Genomic DNA, 14,807 nt, shown 5'->3' on the forward strand with positions numbered 1-14,807 from the left:
TCGCGCGACCCGTTGGCTCGCAATGACGCGTCTGGCGTTTGCGCAAACGTCCGCGTGATTCCGGGGACTCGCGAAGCGAGATCCCGGAATGACGAACTCTATCGGCCGACACCCGCTCCGGCAGCCTGACGCAGACGCTCGCGCACCGTCCGTGCGATCGCCGCCGGTGCCTCGTCGGGAATCGCAAAGCACGAGCTCGCGTTGATCTCGCAGAGCACGTAGGTGTCGGCGCCATCGGCATCGCGCGGACCGTAGAGGAAATCCGCATCCCAGATCACCGGCAGCGACGCTTCGTCGATCTCGAACGTCGCTGACAGTTGCGGGATCCATTCGTGCTCCATCAGCCTGCGCAGCGTCTGGAATTGCGGCGCGTCGGGGCCGTGCATGATGCGCGGTCCGGGCTGGGCCTCGGGTGCGTCAGGGCCTTCCGCGGGCGGCGGGATCAAGGCCTTGATCAGCTGCTGCCCAAAACCCGCGACCTTCGATCCGCTCACGTAACAGCGGATCATGCCCTCGGGCAGGCGCGGCTGAAAGGCCTGGTCGATGATGCAGCCGCCCCAGCCGAAATACGGCTCGCAACGCGCCATGAATTCGTCCAGCGGCATCTGCTCCGGCCGGCTGCCGCGCAGCGCATGCAGCACGCGAACGGTCGCGTCCGCATTCGGCACGGCTTCGACCTTCCAGACGCCCTGCCCGCCATTGCCGCGGTTCTGCTTGAGCACGCGCGGACCGGCCGTGCGGAGCCGCGACGGAAATTCGGCGCGGAACGCGGCTGCGGTGTCGTAGCGGTGCGTGTCGGCGCCCCAGCCGAGATGACGCGTGCGGTACAGCACCTCCTTGACGCCCATCTTGAGGATGACGTCCGGATGGGCGCTGACCCACGGGCGCTTCGCCGCGACCTCGCGGAGCAGCGGATCGAGCTCCGCACGGGTCTTGCCCTGATGGATCGGATCGACCCAGACGAGCACGCCGTCCACGGTCAGCAGTTGCTCGCGGACATCATCGGCGAAGCTCTCGTCGTAGATGACGGGAATAGCCTCAATGCCGCAAGCGGCGAGTGCGTCGAAGACGCGAACGAAACGGCTGTTGTACGCGGTCGCCCCGCGGCGCATCGCAGCATCGCCGCGGCACAGGATCGCAATTCTGGTACGAGGGGGAACGTAGTGTTCGATGTCCATATCAAAGCTCCACGACGGGATTGTGTGTCGCGCAGAGCTTGGACCGAAGTCTCGCGGGGGGTCTGCCGTTCCCCCGTGCGCTTTAATCTAGACGGCCTTGTCTAGGTTTCAAGATGGAAGGCCGTGATGGAGCCACCGGCGGAAGGGTTCCCTCCCCCCCCTTGCGGGGGAGGGTTAGGGAGAGGGGTGGCCACACGACGTGCTCTTTCGGTTTGCACTGGATAAGCGCGCGAGATTGCAAGAGAGCCGTGTTCCCATCAATCATATCGCCCGGGGCTTACCCCTCTCCCCAACCCTCCACCGCAAGGGGGAGGGAGCCTGACCAGTGTGCTCACCTCACCACCAGGAGACACGCACAAGCAAAGTTGAAACATCGCGCTTCTCCCCCATCCGGCAAGGCCGTTGACAGCGAGGGGCATTAGTTTTTTATTGAGGGTACGGGGATGTGCGATCTCCCCGCGAGGCGACATGCCCAAGAATCGCGTCCTGTTCACCAAGGGCGCACCATGTCGTCATACACATCGATCTCATCCGAAAAGTTGTCTCGTCTCATCGGCACGGCCAAGGCGCCGACGCTCGTCGACGTCCGCCTCGATGAGGATTTCGCCGCCGATCCGCGGCTGATTCCGGGCGCGGTCCGGCACTCCCATCTCGACGTCCAGGAGTGGGGCTCACGCCTCACCGGCCAATCCGTGGTCGTGGTCTGCCAGAAGGGGCAGAAGCTGAGCGAAGGCACCGCCGCCTGGCTCCGCTGCGGCAACATCACCGCCGAAGTCCTCGAGGGCGGCCACCTCGCCTGGCGGGAGGCGGAACTTCCGACCGTTCCCGCCGACAAGATTCCAAAGCGTGACAAACGCGGCCGCACGGTATGGGTGACGCGGTCGCGGCCGAAGATCGACCGCATCGCCTGCCCCTGGCTGATCCGCCGCTTTGTCGATCCGTCGGCCGTGTTCCTGTTCGTCACCTCGGCTGAAGTCGAGGCCGTCGCCGAACGCTTCGAGGCGACGCCGTTCGACATCGAGAACGTGTTCTGGAGCCATCGCGGCGAGCTCTGCACCTTCGACGTGATGGTCAAGGAATTCGGCCTGTCGACGCCGGCGCTGGAGCGGCTCTCGATGATGGTGCGGGCCGCCGATACCGCGCGGCTCGATCTGTCGCCGGAGGCGCCCGGACTGCTCGCGGCCTCGCTCGGTCTGTCGCGCATGTTCGACGACGATCTCGAGCAACTGAGCGCCGGCATGCTGCTCTACGATGCGTTCTACCGCTGGTGCCGCGACGCGACCAGGGAGACGCACAACTGGCCGACCAGCAAGGTGAAGCCATGAGCGACGTCGCAGCAACGCGAAAGGGCAACGCGCAGGAACACGCGCACGGCATCTCGTTCAACGAGGCGCTGCTGGTGTGGATGCGCGTCGCGATCCTGAGCTTCGGCGGACCGGCCGGCCAGATCGCCGTGATGCATCGCATTCTGGTCGAGGAGAAGAACTGGATCTCGGAGGGCCGCTTCCTGCACGCCCTCAACTACTGCATGCTGCTGCCGGGCCCCGAGGCCCAGCAGCTTGCGACCTATATCGGCTGGCTGCTGCACCGGACGCTCGGCGGCATCGTGGCGGGCGGATTGTTCATCCTGCCCGGCGTCTTTGCCATCATGGGGCTGAGCTACATTTATGCGGCCTACGGCAATGTCGGCTTCGTCGAGGCGTTGTTCTTCGGCCTGAAGGCCGCGGTGCTCGCCATCGTCATCCAGGCGGTGGTGCGGGTCGGCAAGCGCGCGCTGCGCAATCGCGTGATGATCGCGCTGGCGGCGATCGCCTTCGTCGCGATCTTCTTCTTCGGCGTGCCGTTTCCCTTGATCATCGTGGCCGCCGCCGTCACCGGACTGGTCGGGGCTCGCCTCGGCCGGCCCGAATTCGCCGCGATCGAGCATAACGGCAAGAATTCCGCGGTGATCGACAGCATGCTCGGTGAAGCGGTGCCGGATCACGTCCGCCCCGATGCCGCGCGCACATTGCGGGTCGGCGCGGTGTGGCTGGCGCTCTGGCTGGTGCCGGTGTTCGCGCTGCTGATCGCGCTCGGCTCCGACGACGTGTTCAGCCAGATCGCGATCTTCTTCAGCAAGATGGCGATGGTGACGTTCGGCGGCGCCTACGCCGTGCTCGCCTATGTCGCACAGCAGGCGGCCGAATATTATCATTGGGTCAGCCCGCGCGAGATGCTCGATGGCCTCGGCATGGCCGAGACGACGCCCGGACCGCTGATCATGGTGGTGCAGTTCGTCGGCTTCATGGCTGCGTTCCGCGAGGCCAGCGGGCTGTCGCCGATGCTCGCCGGCACGCTCGGCGGGCTGCTCGCGACCTGGGTGACCTTCACGCCGTGCTTCCTGTGGATCTTCGTCGGCGCCCCCTACATCGAAGCGCTGCGCGGCAACAAGGCGCTGGCGGGCGCGCTATCGGCGATCACCGCGGCCGTGGTCGGCGTGATCCTCAATCTGTCGATCTGGTTCGCGCTGCACACGCTGTTTCGCCAGACCTTTCCCGTGCACGGATTTGGCCTGGCGTTCGACGCGCCGGTGCCGGGCAGCATCGATTGGCCGGCACTGGCGCTGTCGGCCGCCGCCGCGCTTGCGATTTTCCGCTTCAACGTGGGGATGCTCAGCGTCCTCGCCGCGTCCTGCATCACGGGCGTTCTGCTGCGGCTGGCGGGCATCATCTGAACGGGCAGGCGCGTATTTCGAGAACCTGGGGCAGCACAGACAACCAGGAGAACAACCATGCAGAAACCAAAACTCTCCCAACTGATCCTTGCGTTCGCGATCGCGGGCACTGTCGTGCCCGCCCATGCCCTGACGCAGGACGAACTCGTCGCAAAGCTTCAAGCCGCCGGTTACGCCGAGGTCCGCGACGTCAAATCGACGGCCGAAGGCATCACGGCAAAGGCGATGAAGAACGGCAAGCCCGTTCGGCTCGTCATCGACAGCAGCGGTCAGGTCAAGGAACAGCACTGAGACCGCTGCGCGCCCCCAATCGAAGCGAATGAAGGAACAATCATGATCAAACCAGCATTAGCTCTGGCGGCCGCCCTGCTGTGGCCTGCCGCAACGCTCGCTGCGCCGACCGACGGCAGCGAGCAGCAGCAAGCCGTATCGGCCGAAGCGGCCGGGATCCACGCGCCGGCGCCGCAGATCGTGCGCGGTGTCGTCGACAGCATCGACGAACGCAGCGACACGATCAGGCTACGCCTGTCAGCGGACCACACCGAGCCATTCAAGGTGCAGGACGGCCTGCTCTTCAACGCCGTCCGCTTCGGCGATCCCGTCGCAGTCTCGGTGCAGACCGTTTCCGGGGTCCGGACCATCGTCGGGCTCTCGAAGGAATAGCGCCGCGGTTTTTGACGCATCGTATTCAGCTTCACAGGAGTGCTCCCATGAGAACCACCATTTCGGCGCTGATCGGCGTCAGTGCCTGCCTGTTCGCGACAGGCGGAAGCGCGCAAAAGATCGACTGGCAGGTGTTCAACGAGCCGTTCGTCTCGGCGGCCCATGCACAGGCAATCGACTGGCAGAAGGTCGACGATGCGCTGGGCAGAAAGCCGGCGGTCAGCGGCGACGTGCACCGCTACGGCTTTCCGCGCAGCGATCTCACGGTGACGCTTGACGGCGTCACCATCAAGCCGGCGCTGGCGCTCGGCGGATGGGTCGCGTTCAAGCCCATGCATGATGGCGTCATGGCGATGGGCGACCTGGTGCTGCTCGAATCCGAGATCAACCCGGTGATGGCGAAGATGATCGCGAACGGCCTGCAGATCACGGCCGTGCACAACCATCTGCTTGGCGCTAGTCCTGCGACCTTCTACATGCACGTCGCCGGCCACGGCGACCCGGCCAAGATTGCGAGCGCGATCCGCGATGCGCTGGCCGAGAGCAAGACGCCGCTTTCGATCCCGGCATCGACCGCGCCGCCGCCCGCGGTCGATCTCGACACCGCGCAGCTCGACCAGATCATCGGCGTCAAGGGCCAGGCCAATGGCGGCGTCTACCAGTTCAACGTGCCGCGCCGCGATCCGGTCACCGAGGACGGAATGGCGTTGACGCCGGTCGGGCCAATGGGCGTTGCGATCGCCATCAACTTCCAGCCGACCGGCGGCGGCAAGGCGGCCATCACCGGCGACTTCGTGCTGACCAACGACGAGGTGAACCCGGTGATCATGGCGCTGAAGACCCACGGCATCGCGATTACCGCGCTGCACTCGCATATGCTGGACGAACAGCCACGCCTGTTCTTCATGCATTTCTGGGCCAACGACGACGCCATCAAGCTTGCAAACGGCCTGCGCGCCGCGCTCGACAAGACGGCGAGCACCAGGAGCTGAGGCGGCTCTTTGATAGAGCACGCCGTGATGGAGCCACCGGCGTTAGGGTTCCCTCCCCCCTTGCGGGGGAGGGTTAGGGAGAGGGGTGGCCACACGACGCGCTCTCTCAAAGAAGTGTCGACGACGCAGGCAAGATTGCGAGAGCCGTGTTCTTGCATCGATCATCTCGCCTGGGGCTTACCCCTCTCCCCGACCCTCCCCCGCAAGGGGGGAGGGAGCCTGACCTACGTGCTCACCTCACCATCAAGGCACATCGCACAACCAAAGTTGAAACATCGCGCCGCGATGGGCGTTGAGCGCTCGGCCGCACCGGCCTAAATGGAAGATGCATCCCATCTCGCCGCACCCGCGGTCCGCATCCCATTTCAAAAAGAGCAGCTCCATGCGTCCCCACATCATCTGCCACATGGGCACGTCGATCGACGGCCGCTTGCATCCCAGCCGTTTCACGCAGGCGGCGGCGGGCATCTCGCGCGAGGTGCTGCGCGGACATTATGAGCGGATCCACGACGAGTTCGGCGCCGATGGGTGGATCATCGGCCGCGTCACCATGAACGAGATGGCCAAGGGATCGCAGCGGCAGATCGCCAACCCGCCAAAATTTCCGCGCGAGGCGCATCTCGGCCATCGCGACGGCCGCAAGCTCGCGATCGGCATCGACCCGTCGGGCCGCGTGCATTTCGGCAAGGACAATGTCGGCGGCGATCACGCCGTCGCGGTGCTGGGCGCAGAGGTCTCCGACGGTCATCTCGCCGAGCTGCGCGAGGACGGCGCGTCCTACATCTTCGCCGGCGCCAAGGGCGACGATCTGCCCGCTGCGATGGAGCAGCTTGGCCGCCTGTTCGGCGCCAGGACGCTGCTGCTCGAAGGCGGCGGCGGCATCAACGGCGCGTTCCTCAAGGCTGGGCTGATCGACGAGTTCAGCACGCTGATCTTCCCGGCGGTCGATGGCGTCGCCGGATCGCAATGCATCGTCGACTATCACGGCCCCGAGGGCGATCGCCCCGGCGCCGGACAGGCGCTGCGGCTGACCCATTGCGAGACGCTGGACGGCGGCATGGTCTGGCTGCGTCACGCGGTGGAGCGCGTACCGACCTGAGACTCCTCAAGCCCCCTTGCGGCGCTGGCCACGCCACCACAGGCCGAAGGCGATGCTGACGGCGGCGGCGAGCGAGAACCAGGTGATGGCGTACTGCATGTGGTCGTCCTTGAGACGCACCTTGAGCGGGCCCGGCTTCGGTGTGCCGCTGTCCGGCACCGGCGCTTCGAGGTCGATGTAGAACGGCGCCACCTCACCCCAGCCGAGCGCCCGGGCCATCGCGCGGTGATCGCGCACGAACCAGAGCCGCTTCGCCGTGTCTTCCTTCGGCGTCAGCCGGCCCGGCGGCTCGGGGTAGCGGAGATAGCCGGTCATCGTCACCGGCGCGCCGGTGACGAGGCGCGCAGCGACGCGATCCTCGAAGGCGCGGTCCTGCATCGTGTTCTGCACGAAGCCGGCGTTGATCACGATGGTCTCGCCGCTGGCGAGCTTGGCCGGCAGGAACGCCCAGGTGCCGGGACCTGAGATGTCGTCGCGCACCGCGGAGCCGGAGCTGTAGACCATCGCGTCCGGCAGTTTTGCGTAGGTCGCGGTGAAGTTGAAGCGGTGGAATTCGTCCTTGGCCGACGACAGCGCCGGCCACGCCGATGGCGGCGGCAGCGCTTCCGGCGCGGCGGAGAGCCGGGCGTCCAGCGTTGCGATCAGCGCATGCTTCTCGACCCGGCGCTGCAATTGCCAGACGCCGAGGGCGACGAAGACCGCGATCAGGATCAGGGTGAAGATGCCGAAGCCGGCGGCGCTCGACCGCCGCGTCGTGATGTCGTTCATTTCGGGTCGCGCTGGATCAACTGGCCTTCGGCCGCCTTGTGGTGGAATTGCAGCGCGATCAGAAGCGACTTCATGGAACGCAGCGGCAGGATGGTGGTGACGAGGATCAGCGGCAGCCAGAGCGCGGCATGAACCCAGAACGGCGGCTGGTACTTGACCTCGACGATCAGCGCGGCCGCGACCACGACGGCGCCGGCCAGCATGATGATGAAGACCGCCGGTCCGTCGCCGGCGTCGATGAAGGCGTAGTCGAGGCCGCAACGCTCGCAGCGCGGCGCCAGCGTCAGGAAGCCGGCATAGAGCTTGCCCTTGCCGCAGCGCGGACAGCGGCAGGCGATGCCGCGGAGGGCGCTCTCGGTCACGGTGGGCAGAGGTTCGGTCATCTTGGCTCTTTGTTGGAGCATGATCTCTGCGGAAAACCGGCTACCACTTTTCCGGATCATGCTCTCGAAAACAAAAGGGCGGCCGTTGCGGCCGCCCCTCTCTAGCACATCAGGGAAGCGGTTAGTGCGCGGCGTGCGCAATGGTCTCGGCGCCGCGGCCCCAGACGTAGATGCAGATGAACAGGAACAGCCAGACCACGTCGACGAAGTGCCAGTACCAGGCGGCGAATTCGAAGCCGAGGTGCTGCTTCGGCGTGAAATGGCCGGCATAGGCGCGGAACAGGCAGACCAGGAGGAAGATGGTGCCGACCAGCACGTGGAAGCCGTGGAACCCGGTCGCCATGAAGAAGGTCGCGCCATAGACGTTGCCGCCGAACGAGAACGCCGCATGGGCGTACTCATAGGCCTGCACGCAGGTGAAGCAGGCGCCGAGGATCACGGTCAGGATCAGGCCCTGCTTGAGGCCCTGGCGGTCGTTCTCCAGCAGCGCATGATGCGCCCAGGTGACGGTGGTGCCCGAGGTCAGCAGCAGCAGGGTGTTGAGCAGCGGCAGGTGCCAGGGATCGAAGGTCTCGATGCCCTTCGGCGGCCAGGTGCCGGGCACGCTGCAGGCGCCCATCGCCGTGCCGGCGCCGCAACCAAACACCGCGTCGCGGGTGGCGTGAACGGCGTCGGCCGGGAACAGCGCCGCGTTGAAGAAGGCCCAGAACCAGGCGACGAAGAACATCACCTCGGAGGCGATGAACAGGATCATGCCGTAGCGGTGGCTGATCTGCACCACGCGGGTGTGGTCGCCCTTGTACTGGGCCTCCTTGATCACGTCGCCCCACCAGCTCGCCATGGTGTAGAGCACGCCGACGGTGCCGATGCCGAACACGATCGGCGCCGCCGAGTACATGTGATGCATCCAGCCGACCGCGCCGACCGCCATGATGAAGGCCGAGATCGAGCCGACCACCGGCCACGGGCTCGGGTCGACGAGATGATAGTCGTGATGCTTGACTTGCGCCTCAGCCATTGCCGTCTCTCCATTCGCGTGCCGCAAGGCACGTCTTACATCTCATCGTTTCATCTCTCGACCATGACCCCGCAACCGCCCCGCGCTTGCCGGATCATGGGCGCATCACAAACTGCCCTTGCGCTGATCCGCCTCGCCCGACGCCACGGGCTTCGGCGCTGCGTCGCGCACGGGGAAGAAGGTGTAGGACAGGGTGATCGTCTTCAGCGTGTCGTTCTCGCTGTCCTTGGCCAGTTCAGGATCGACATAGAACACCACGGCCATCTCGCGCTTCTCGCCCGGCGCCATGGTCTGCTCGGTGAAGCAGAAGCAGTTGATCTTCTGGAAGTAGGCGCCGACCGTCAGCGGCGCGACGTTGTAGGACGCCTGTCCGGTGGTGGTGCGCGCCGACTGGTTGGTCACCGTGTAATAGACGGTGACGACCTGGCCGATCTTGACGTCGATATTGTTCTGCTCGGGCTCGAACTTCCAAGGCAGGCCCGGCGCGACGTTGGAATCGAAGCTGACCGTAATGGTGCGCGCGAGCGGCGCGTCCGACGGCGTCGAGGTTGCGACCTGGGTGGTGCCGTTGAAGCCGGTGGTGCGGCAGAACCAGTTGTAGAACGGCACTGCCGCATAGGAGGCGCCGACCATCAGCACCACGACGAAGCCGCAGACCGACGCCACCACGGCGTCGCGCGTCAGGGTGCGGCGCGTCACCTTCACGGCCTTTGCCGGCGGCGGCTGCATGGGGGGCTGGTTCGCCATCTCGCTCACAGCGGCCGCACCAGCACGGCCGGCCCCTTGACGATGGTGACGGCGAAGAACAGCACGACGAGAACGCCGAGCGCGAGCGCAATGGCGATCGAGCGCTGGCGGCGGCTCTTCAGCTGCGCCTCGGTGAGGACGATTCCTTCTGGCTCGCGATTGTCGTCCATCGATATCCCTTGCGCCCCCATCTTCGCCCTACCCGGTGATGACAGGCACAATCGCACGGATCACGACCTCGGCGAGGAGGACGGCAAACAGCGCGAACAGATAAAGGATCGAGAAGGCGAACAGCCGGCGCGTGGCGCGGTTGGCCGCCGTGCCCTCGCGGCGGCGGTAGACGTCGATGGCGAGCCACAGCATGCCGGCGCCTGCTACCAGCGAGGTCACGCCATAGATGGCGTCGAAATAGCCGAGCGGCCACGGCGCCAGCGCGATCGCAACCAGCACGATGGTGTAGAGCAGGATCTGTAGCCGGGTGGCGTCGGGGCCGGCGACCACCGGCAGCATCGGAATGCCGGCGCGCGCATAATCGTCGCTGCGGAACAGCGCCAGCGCCCAGAAGTGCGGCGGGGTCCAGAAGAAGATGATCAGGAACAAGAGGATCGGCTCTGTGGACAGCGAGCCGGTCGCCGCGGCCCACGCCACCACCGGCGGCAGCGCGCCGGCGGCACCGCCGATCACGATGTTCTGCGTGGTCCAGCGCTTCAGCCACATCGTGTAGATCACGGCATAGAAGAAGATGGTGAAGGCCAGCAGCGCGCCGGCCACCCAGTTGACCAGAATGCCGAGCGTCATCACCGAGAAGAAGGCGAGCGTGATGCCGAACGCGGCGGCTTCCGCCTGGGTGATGCGGCCGCGCGGGATCGGCCGGTTGGCGGTGCGCGTCATCAGCGCGTCGACGTCGCCCTCATAGGCCATGTTGAGCGCGCCGGACGCGCCGGCGCCGACCGCGATGCAGAGGATCGCAGTGAACGCCAGCACCGGATGCACATGCACCGGCGCGATCATCAGCCCGACCAGTGCGGTGAAGATCACCAGCGACATCACGCGCGGCTTCAGCAGCGCGATGTAGTCGCCCACTTCGGCCTCGGAAATCCGCGGCAACTCGACGGCGTTGTGATCGACAACCGACAAGATCTGGTCTCTTTTCTCTCAAAAAGCGCGGCGCACTTTGGATGCGCCGCGCGGTCTTTGACTTACTGCACGCGCGGCAGCACTTCGAACTGGTGGAACGGCGGCGGCGACGGCAGCGTCCATTCCAGCGTGGTCGCACCCGCACCCCACGGATTGGCCGCGGCCTGCTGCTTGCGCACGAAGGCATCGATCACGCCGTAGATGAAGATCAGGACGCCGATGCCGGAGATGTAGGAGCCCCAGGACGAGATCAGGTTCCAGCCGGCGAACGCATCCGGATAGTCGACATAGCGGCGCGGCATGCCCGACAGGCCGAGGAAGTGCTGCGGGAAGAACACCAGGTTGACACCGACGAAGGTGAACCAGAAGTGCGCCTTGGCGATGGTCTCCGAGTACATGTAGCCGAACATCTTCGGGAACCAGTAGTACCAGCCGGCGAAGATGCCGAACACGGCGCCGAGCGACAGCACGTAGTGGAAATGCGCCACCACGTAATAAGTGTCCTGCAGCACGCGGTCGACGCCGGCATTGGCCAGCACGACGCCGGTGACGCCGCCGACGGTGAACAGGAAGATGAAGCCGATCGCCCAAATCATCGGCGCCTTGAACTCGATCGAGCCGCCCCACATCGTGGCGATCCAGGAGAAGATCTTCACGCCGGTCGGCACCGCAATCACCATGGTGGCGGCGACGAAATAGGCCTGCGTCGCCGACGACATGCCGACGGTGTACATGTGGTGCGCCCACACCACGAAGCCGATGCCGCCGATCGCGACCATGGCGTAGGCCATGCCGAGATAGCCGAACACCGGCTTGCGCGCGAAGGTCGAGACGATCTGGCTGATCATGCCGAACGCCGGCAGGATCAGGATGTACACTTCGGGGTGGCCGAAGAACCAGAACAGATGCTGGAACAGCACCGGGTCGCCGCCGCCGTCAGCGGCGAAGAAGGTGGTGCCGAAATTGCGGTCGGTCAGCAGCATGGTGATCGCACCGGCGAGCACCGGCAGCGACAACAGCAGCAGGAACACCGTCACCAGGATCGACCACACGAACAGCGGCATCTTGTGCAGGGTCATGCCCGGCGCGCGCATGTTGAAGATCGTGGTGATGAAGTTGATAGCGCCGAGGATCGACGACGCACCGGCAAGATGCAGCGACAGGATCGCGAAATCGACCGCTGGCCCCGGATGGCCCGAGGTCGACAGCGGCGCGTAGATGGTCCAGCCCGCGCCGACGCCGTTGGCGCCCGGCTCACCCTCGACGAAGGTGGACATCAGGAGCAGCGCGAACGAGGCCGGCAGCAGCCAGAACGAGATGTTGTTCATGCGCGGGAATGCCATGTCGGGCGCGCCGATCATCAGCGGCACCATCCAGTTGCCGAACCCGCCGATCATCGCCGGCATCACCATGAAGAAGATCATGATCAGGCCGTGCGAGGTCACGAACACATTGTAAGTGTGCGTCTCGTGGAAGATCTGGACGCCCGGATACATCAGCTCGGCGCGGATCGCGATCGACATCGCGGCGCCGATGATGCCTGCGATCACCGCGAACACCAGGTACATCGTGCCGATGTCCTTGTGGTTCGTGGAGTAGAGATAGCGCCGCCATCCGGTCGGATGATGGGCGTGATCATCATGTCCATGATCTTGGGCGTGATCGCCGTGAGTCGCAGCACCAGTAGCCATGTTCCAAATCCTGCCTTGCAGTCCCTCTCGGGCCTTGCGGTCCCGTCGCCCTTATTCTTCGCGCGTAAGCCTGCTGCTTACTGCGCCGCCTGACCAGCCGAGGCGTAGGAGTTCGCCGGGTTGGTCGCAAACTTCTTCTTCGCCCCTTCAACCCAGGTCGCGAATTCCTGGTCGCTGACGACCCTGACCGCGATCGGCATGAAGGCATGGTCCTTGCCGCACAGTTCCGAGCACTGGCCGTAGAACATGCCGGTCTTGGTGGCCTTGAACCAGGTCTCGTTGAGGCGGCCCGGCACCGAGTCGATCTTGATGCCGAACGCCGGCACCGCGAAGGAGTGGATCACGTCGGCACCGGTGGTCTGCACCCGCACCACCTTGTTGACCGGCACAACCATCTCGTTGTCGACGCCGAGAAGACGCGGCGCCTTGTCCTTGTCGAGCAGCGAGTCGAACTCGAACTTGCCGTTGTCCGGATAGCCGTAGGACCAGTACCACTGCTTGCCGGTCACCTTCACCGTCAGGTCCGGCTTCGGCACGTCGAGCTCGAGGAACAAGAGGCGGAACGACGGCACCGCGATGCCGACCAGGATCAGCACCGGAATCAGCGTCCAGGCCACCTCGATCAGCGTGTTGTGAGTGGTCCGGGAGGGGACCGGGTTGGCCTTGGCGTTGAACTTCACCACCACAATCACGAGCAGCGCCAGCACGAACAGCGTGATGACGGTGATCAGCACCAGCAGGAAATTGTGAAACCAGATGATGTTTTCCATCACCGGGGTCGCGGCTTCCTGCAGCGTGTGCTCCCACGGCGCCGGCTGACCCATTTCGGCAGATGCCGGTCCTGCGGCGACAAACGCCATGCCCGCCACCGCCACCCCCAGCAATTGTCGGCCCATCCGGCCAATCGACATCTTCATGCCGCTCGCGCTCCCTAGATAATTCCCCAAAGCACTTCCGGCATTTGGCCGGAAATGCAGCACGATCCGCCCTGACAAATGGCCTACCGGACGTACCCGTCGTCAAGTCAAGGTGGGTACGGGAGCCAGATCGCTAGAACGCGTCGAAATCCAGCCTCTCAAACCATAATTCGCAGGCGCTCGCAATGCAGTAGTGGGACCGAAAGCCATGCGCGTGCGGCTAACCTGCAGCGGCGGATTTTTCCCGCAAAATCAAGCGAAAGTCGCCGGACAAATTGTCCACCTGCTTGACAGGGGAATTGCCAGATGTACCCACAGACGAGGCGGCCCGCAGGAACCTGATTCGCGGTGGGACGCCTCAATCCGGCGCGGGAATAGCTGAAGATTCGCCTTCAAGGCGCCGTCATTGGGTATCAGTCGACTGTTGCGTGCTACCGGCGGCCGGAACGGCCGGACCCAACATCAGAGGATCGACCCGGATGGGCGTTTCAGACGTTCAGGCAAGACGAAAGGCGCTGGCCGGCTGGCTCGGCGGCCTGCTGGCGGTGGTGTTCGCGCTCGGTCTGACCCAGGCCACAAACGCGCAGGGCGCGGTGCGCTCGGTCCATGGCGACTGGCAGATCCGCTGCGACACCCCGCCGGGCGCCCAGGCAGAACAATGCGCGCTGATCCAGAGCGTGGTAGCGGAAGACCGCTCCAATGCCGGCCTCACCGTGATCGTGCTGAAAACCGCCGACCAGAAGAGCCGCCTGATGCGCGTGGTCGCCCCGCTCGGCGTCCTGCTCCCCTCCGGCCTCGGCCTCAAGCTCGACAACCAGGACGTCGGCCGCGCCGGTTTTGTCAGATGCCTGCCCAATGGCTGCGTGGCCGAGGTCGTGATGGACGACAAGCTGCTCGGCCAGCTCAAGAACGCCAAGACCGCGACCTTCATCATCTTCGAGACGCCGGAAGAAGGCATCGGCTTCCCGCTCAGCCTGAACGGGCTCAGCGAGGGGTATGACAAATTGCCCTAGAGCATGATCCGGAAAAGTGCGAAGCGGTTTTCCGAAAAGATCATGCTCAAACAAGGAGCTAAAGCGCGATGGTGATTCAACCTGATCCCATCGCGCTTTAGGGCCTACGGGGTCCGTTCTGTTGGCGCAGCCCGAATCTGTCTTCCCCTTCCCCCGCAAGAGCAGGGCTATCGCATATGGCTATCGGCCATGCCCATAGCTCGTCATGCCCGTGCCCCGGGCGAGTGGCGCCTGCCAGATTTCGGAATAGTGGAAGAATATCCCTGAGTTGCCCGACGTGTCAAGCGCCTCGTCGCACAGTCGCTGTGTCGAACGCCGTCAGCCGCGTGCTACTTTGCATGGGGTTGTTTTTCGGCATTTTGGTGCGCCGCTCCCGCGCCACCGTATCGAGGGTCCGTGGAAGCTTTCCGAATGTTCATCCCGGACCGGAACTATTCGACACTATCCATGGTCTCGGCAACGTGTGCTGCGGCCTCTCGCGGAACGGG

16 protein-coding genes are annotated in these 14,807 nt (G+C 65.0%); 7 read left to right on the forward strand and 9 right to left on the reverse strand.

Translation table 11 applies throughout. The features are described 5' to 3' along the window. Positions 1-98: 98 nt before the first annotated feature. Positions 99-1,178, reverse strand: coding sequence for a Cj0069 family protein (locus CI41S_RS24990; protein WP_139861981.1), 1,080 nt, complete (start codon positions 1,176-1,178; stop codon positions 99-101). A 506-nt stretch (positions 1,179-1,684) separates the two neighbouring features. Between CI41S_RS24990 and CI41S_RS24995 the strand changes: the two genes are divergently transcribed. The 6 genes from CI41S_RS24995 to CI41S_RS25020 all read left to right on the forward strand — a co-directional run bounded on the left by CI41S_RS24995 (position 1,685) and on the right by CI41S_RS25020 (position 6,645). After that, complete coding sequence (locus CI41S_RS24995; RefSeq protein ID WP_139861982.1) at positions 1,685-2,503, forward strand: chromate resistance protein ChrB domain-containing protein; 819 nt, start codon at positions 1,685-1,687, stop codon at positions 2,501-2,503. Further along, positions 2,500-3,891: a chromate efflux transporter gene (chrA, locus tag CI41S_RS25000; protein ID WP_139486862.1), complete on the forward strand. Its 1,392-nt coding sequence runs from the start codon at positions 2,500-2,502 to the stop codon at positions 3,889-3,891. The genes CI41S_RS24995 and chrA overlap by 4 nt, the downstream gene beginning before the upstream one ends. Positions 3,892-3,948: 57 nt before the next feature. Beyond that, the gene (locus CI41S_RS25005; RefSeq protein ID WP_172628182.1) at positions 3,949-4,182 is read left to right on the forward strand and encodes a PepSY domain-containing protein; all 234 of its coding nucleotides are present in this window, start codon (positions 3,949-3,951) and stop codon (positions 4,180-4,182) included. 42 nt (positions 4,183-4,224) lie between these two features. Next, the gene (locus CI41S_RS25010) at positions 4,225-4,554 is read left to right on the forward strand and encodes a hypothetical protein (protein WP_139861983.1); all 330 of its coding nucleotides are present in this window, start codon (positions 4,225-4,227) and stop codon (positions 4,552-4,554) included. A 47-nt stretch (positions 4,555-4,601) separates the two neighbouring features. Next, on the forward strand, positions 4,602-5,546 hold the full coding sequence (locus CI41S_RS25015) for a DUF1259 domain-containing protein (RefSeq protein ID WP_139861984.1): 945 nt from the start codon (positions 4,602-4,604) through the stop codon (positions 5,544-5,546). 382 nt (positions 5,547-5,928) lie between these two features. Continuing rightward, entirely contained in the window at positions 5,929-6,645 is a 717-nt protein-coding gene (locus tag CI41S_RS25020; RefSeq protein ID WP_139861985.1) for a dihydrofolate reductase family protein, read from the forward strand. Positions 6,646-6,651: 6 nt separating this feature from the next. Here the strand turns inward: CI41S_RS25020 and CI41S_RS25025 are convergent, their stop codons facing one another. From CI41S_RS25025 to coxB, 8 genes are all read right to left on the reverse strand, one after another. Beyond that, the gene (locus tag CI41S_RS25025; protein ID WP_139861986.1) at positions 6,652-7,413 is read right to left on the reverse strand and encodes an SURF1 family protein; all 762 of its coding nucleotides are present in this window, start codon (positions 7,411-7,413) and stop codon (positions 6,652-6,654) included. Beyond that, the gene (locus CI41S_RS25030; RefSeq protein ID WP_139486857.1) at positions 7,410-7,796 is read right to left on the reverse strand and encodes a DUF983 domain-containing protein; all 387 of its coding nucleotides are present in this window, start codon (positions 7,794-7,796) and stop codon (positions 7,410-7,412) included. The genes CI41S_RS25025 and CI41S_RS25030 overlap by 4 nt, the downstream gene beginning before the upstream one ends. Before the next feature lie 121 nt (positions 7,797-7,917). Then, positions 7,918-8,814 carry a cytochrome c oxidase subunit 3 gene (locus CI41S_RS25035; RefSeq protein ID WP_139486856.1) on the reverse strand — a complete coding sequence of 299 codons (897 nt, stop codon included), beginning with the start codon at positions 8,812-8,814 and terminating at the stop codon, positions 7,918-7,920. Between the two features lie 105 nt (positions 8,815-8,919). Continuing rightward, entirely contained in the window at positions 8,920-9,561 is a 642-nt protein-coding gene (locus CI41S_RS25040; RefSeq protein ID WP_139861987.1) for a cytochrome c oxidase assembly protein, read from the reverse strand. Positions 9,562-9,566: 5 nt separating this feature from the next. Then, positions 9,567-9,731: a CoxF protein gene (locus tag CI41S_RS25045; RefSeq protein ID WP_172627177.1), complete on the reverse strand. Its 165-nt coding sequence runs from the start codon at positions 9,729-9,731 to the stop codon at positions 9,567-9,569. 28 nt (positions 9,732-9,759) lie between these two features. Beyond that, a complete protein-coding gene (locus tag CI41S_RS25050) occupies positions 9,760-10,698 on the reverse strand; it encodes a heme o synthase (RefSeq protein ID WP_139861988.1) in 939 nt (312 codons plus the stop codon). A 62-nt stretch (positions 10,699-10,760) separates the two neighbouring features. Then, the gene (gene ctaD, locus CI41S_RS25055; protein WP_139861989.1) at positions 10,761-12,389 is read right to left on the reverse strand and encodes a cytochrome c oxidase subunit I; all 1,629 of its coding nucleotides are present in this window, start codon (positions 12,387-12,389) and stop codon (positions 10,761-10,763) included. A 77-nt stretch (positions 12,390-12,466) separates the two neighbouring features. Beyond that, positions 12,467-13,306 (reverse strand): cytochrome c oxidase subunit II, encoded by an 840-nt coding sequence (coxB, locus tag CI41S_RS25060; RefSeq protein ID WP_139486851.1) that lies wholly within the window; start codon positions 13,304-13,306, stop codon positions 12,467-12,469. Positions 13,307-13,785: 479 nt separating this feature from the next. Between coxB and CI41S_RS25065 the strand changes: the two genes are divergently transcribed. Further along, positions 13,786-14,319: an invasion associated locus B family protein gene (locus tag CI41S_RS25065; RefSeq protein WP_139861990.1), complete on the forward strand. Its 534-nt coding sequence runs from the start codon at positions 13,786-13,788 to the stop codon at positions 14,317-14,319. Positions 14,320-14,807: the final 488 nt, after the last annotated feature.

The organism is Bradyrhizobium ivorense (assembly GCF_900696085.1).
GTDB classification, from domain to species: domain Bacteria; phylum Pseudomonadota; class Alphaproteobacteria; order Rhizobiales; family Xanthobacteraceae; genus Bradyrhizobium; species Bradyrhizobium ivorense.

Excerpts from the sequence above, each read along its gene's own strand:
- CI41S_RS24990 (WP_139861981.1), bottom strand. The coding sequence starts at position 1,178 with ATGGACATCGAACACTACGTTCCCCCTCGTACCAGAATTGCGATCCTG.
- CI41S_RS24995 (WP_139861982.1), top strand. The coding sequence starts at position 1,685 with ATGTCGTCATACACATCGATCTCATCCGAAAAGTTGTCTCGTCTCATC.
- chrA (WP_139486862.1), top strand. The coding sequence starts at position 2,500 with ATGAGCGACGTCGCAGCAACGCGAAAGGGCAACGCGCAGGAACACGCG.
- CI41S_RS25005 (WP_172628182.1), top strand. The coding sequence starts at position 3,949 with ATGCAGAAACCAAAACTCTCCCAACTGATCCTTGCGTTCGCGATCGCG.
- CI41S_RS25010 (WP_139861983.1), top strand. The coding sequence starts at position 4,225 with ATGATCAAACCAGCATTAGCTCTGGCGGCCGCCCTGCTGTGGCCTGCC.
- CI41S_RS25015 (WP_139861984.1), top strand. The coding sequence starts at position 4,602 with ATGAGAACCACCATTTCGGCGCTGATCGGCGTCAGTGCCTGCCTGTTC.
- CI41S_RS25020 (WP_139861985.1), top strand. The coding sequence starts at position 5,929 with ATGCGTCCCCACATCATCTGCCACATGGGCACGTCGATCGACGGCCGC.
- CI41S_RS25025 (WP_139861986.1), bottom strand. The coding sequence starts at position 7,413 with ATGAACGACATCACGACGCGGCGGTCGAGCGCCGCCGGCTTCGGCATC.
- CI41S_RS25030 (WP_139486857.1), bottom strand. The coding sequence starts at position 7,796 with ATGACCGAACCTCTGCCCACCGTGACCGAGAGCGCCCTCCGCGGCATC.
- CI41S_RS25035 (WP_139486856.1), bottom strand. The coding sequence starts at position 8,814 with ATGGCTGAGGCGCAAGTCAAGCATCACGACTATCATCTCGTCGACCCG.
- CI41S_RS25040 (WP_139861987.1), bottom strand. The coding sequence starts at position 9,561 with ATGGCGAACCAGCCCCCCATGCAGCCGCCGCCGGCAAAGGCCGTGAAG.
- CI41S_RS25045 (WP_172627177.1), bottom strand. The coding sequence starts at position 9,731 with ATGGACGACAATCGCGAGCCAGAAGGAATCGTCCTCACCGAGGCGCAG.
- ctaD (WP_139861989.1), bottom strand. The coding sequence starts at position 12,389 with ATGGCTACTGGTGCTGCGACTCACGGCGATCACGCCCAAGATCATGGA.
- coxB (WP_139486851.1), bottom strand. The coding sequence starts at position 13,306 with ATGAAGATGTCGATTGGCCGGATGGGCCGACAATTGCTGGGGGTGGCG.
- CI41S_RS25065 (WP_139861990.1), top strand. The coding sequence starts at position 13,786 with ATGGGCGTTTCAGACGTTCAGGCAAGACGAAAGGCGCTGGCCGGCTGG.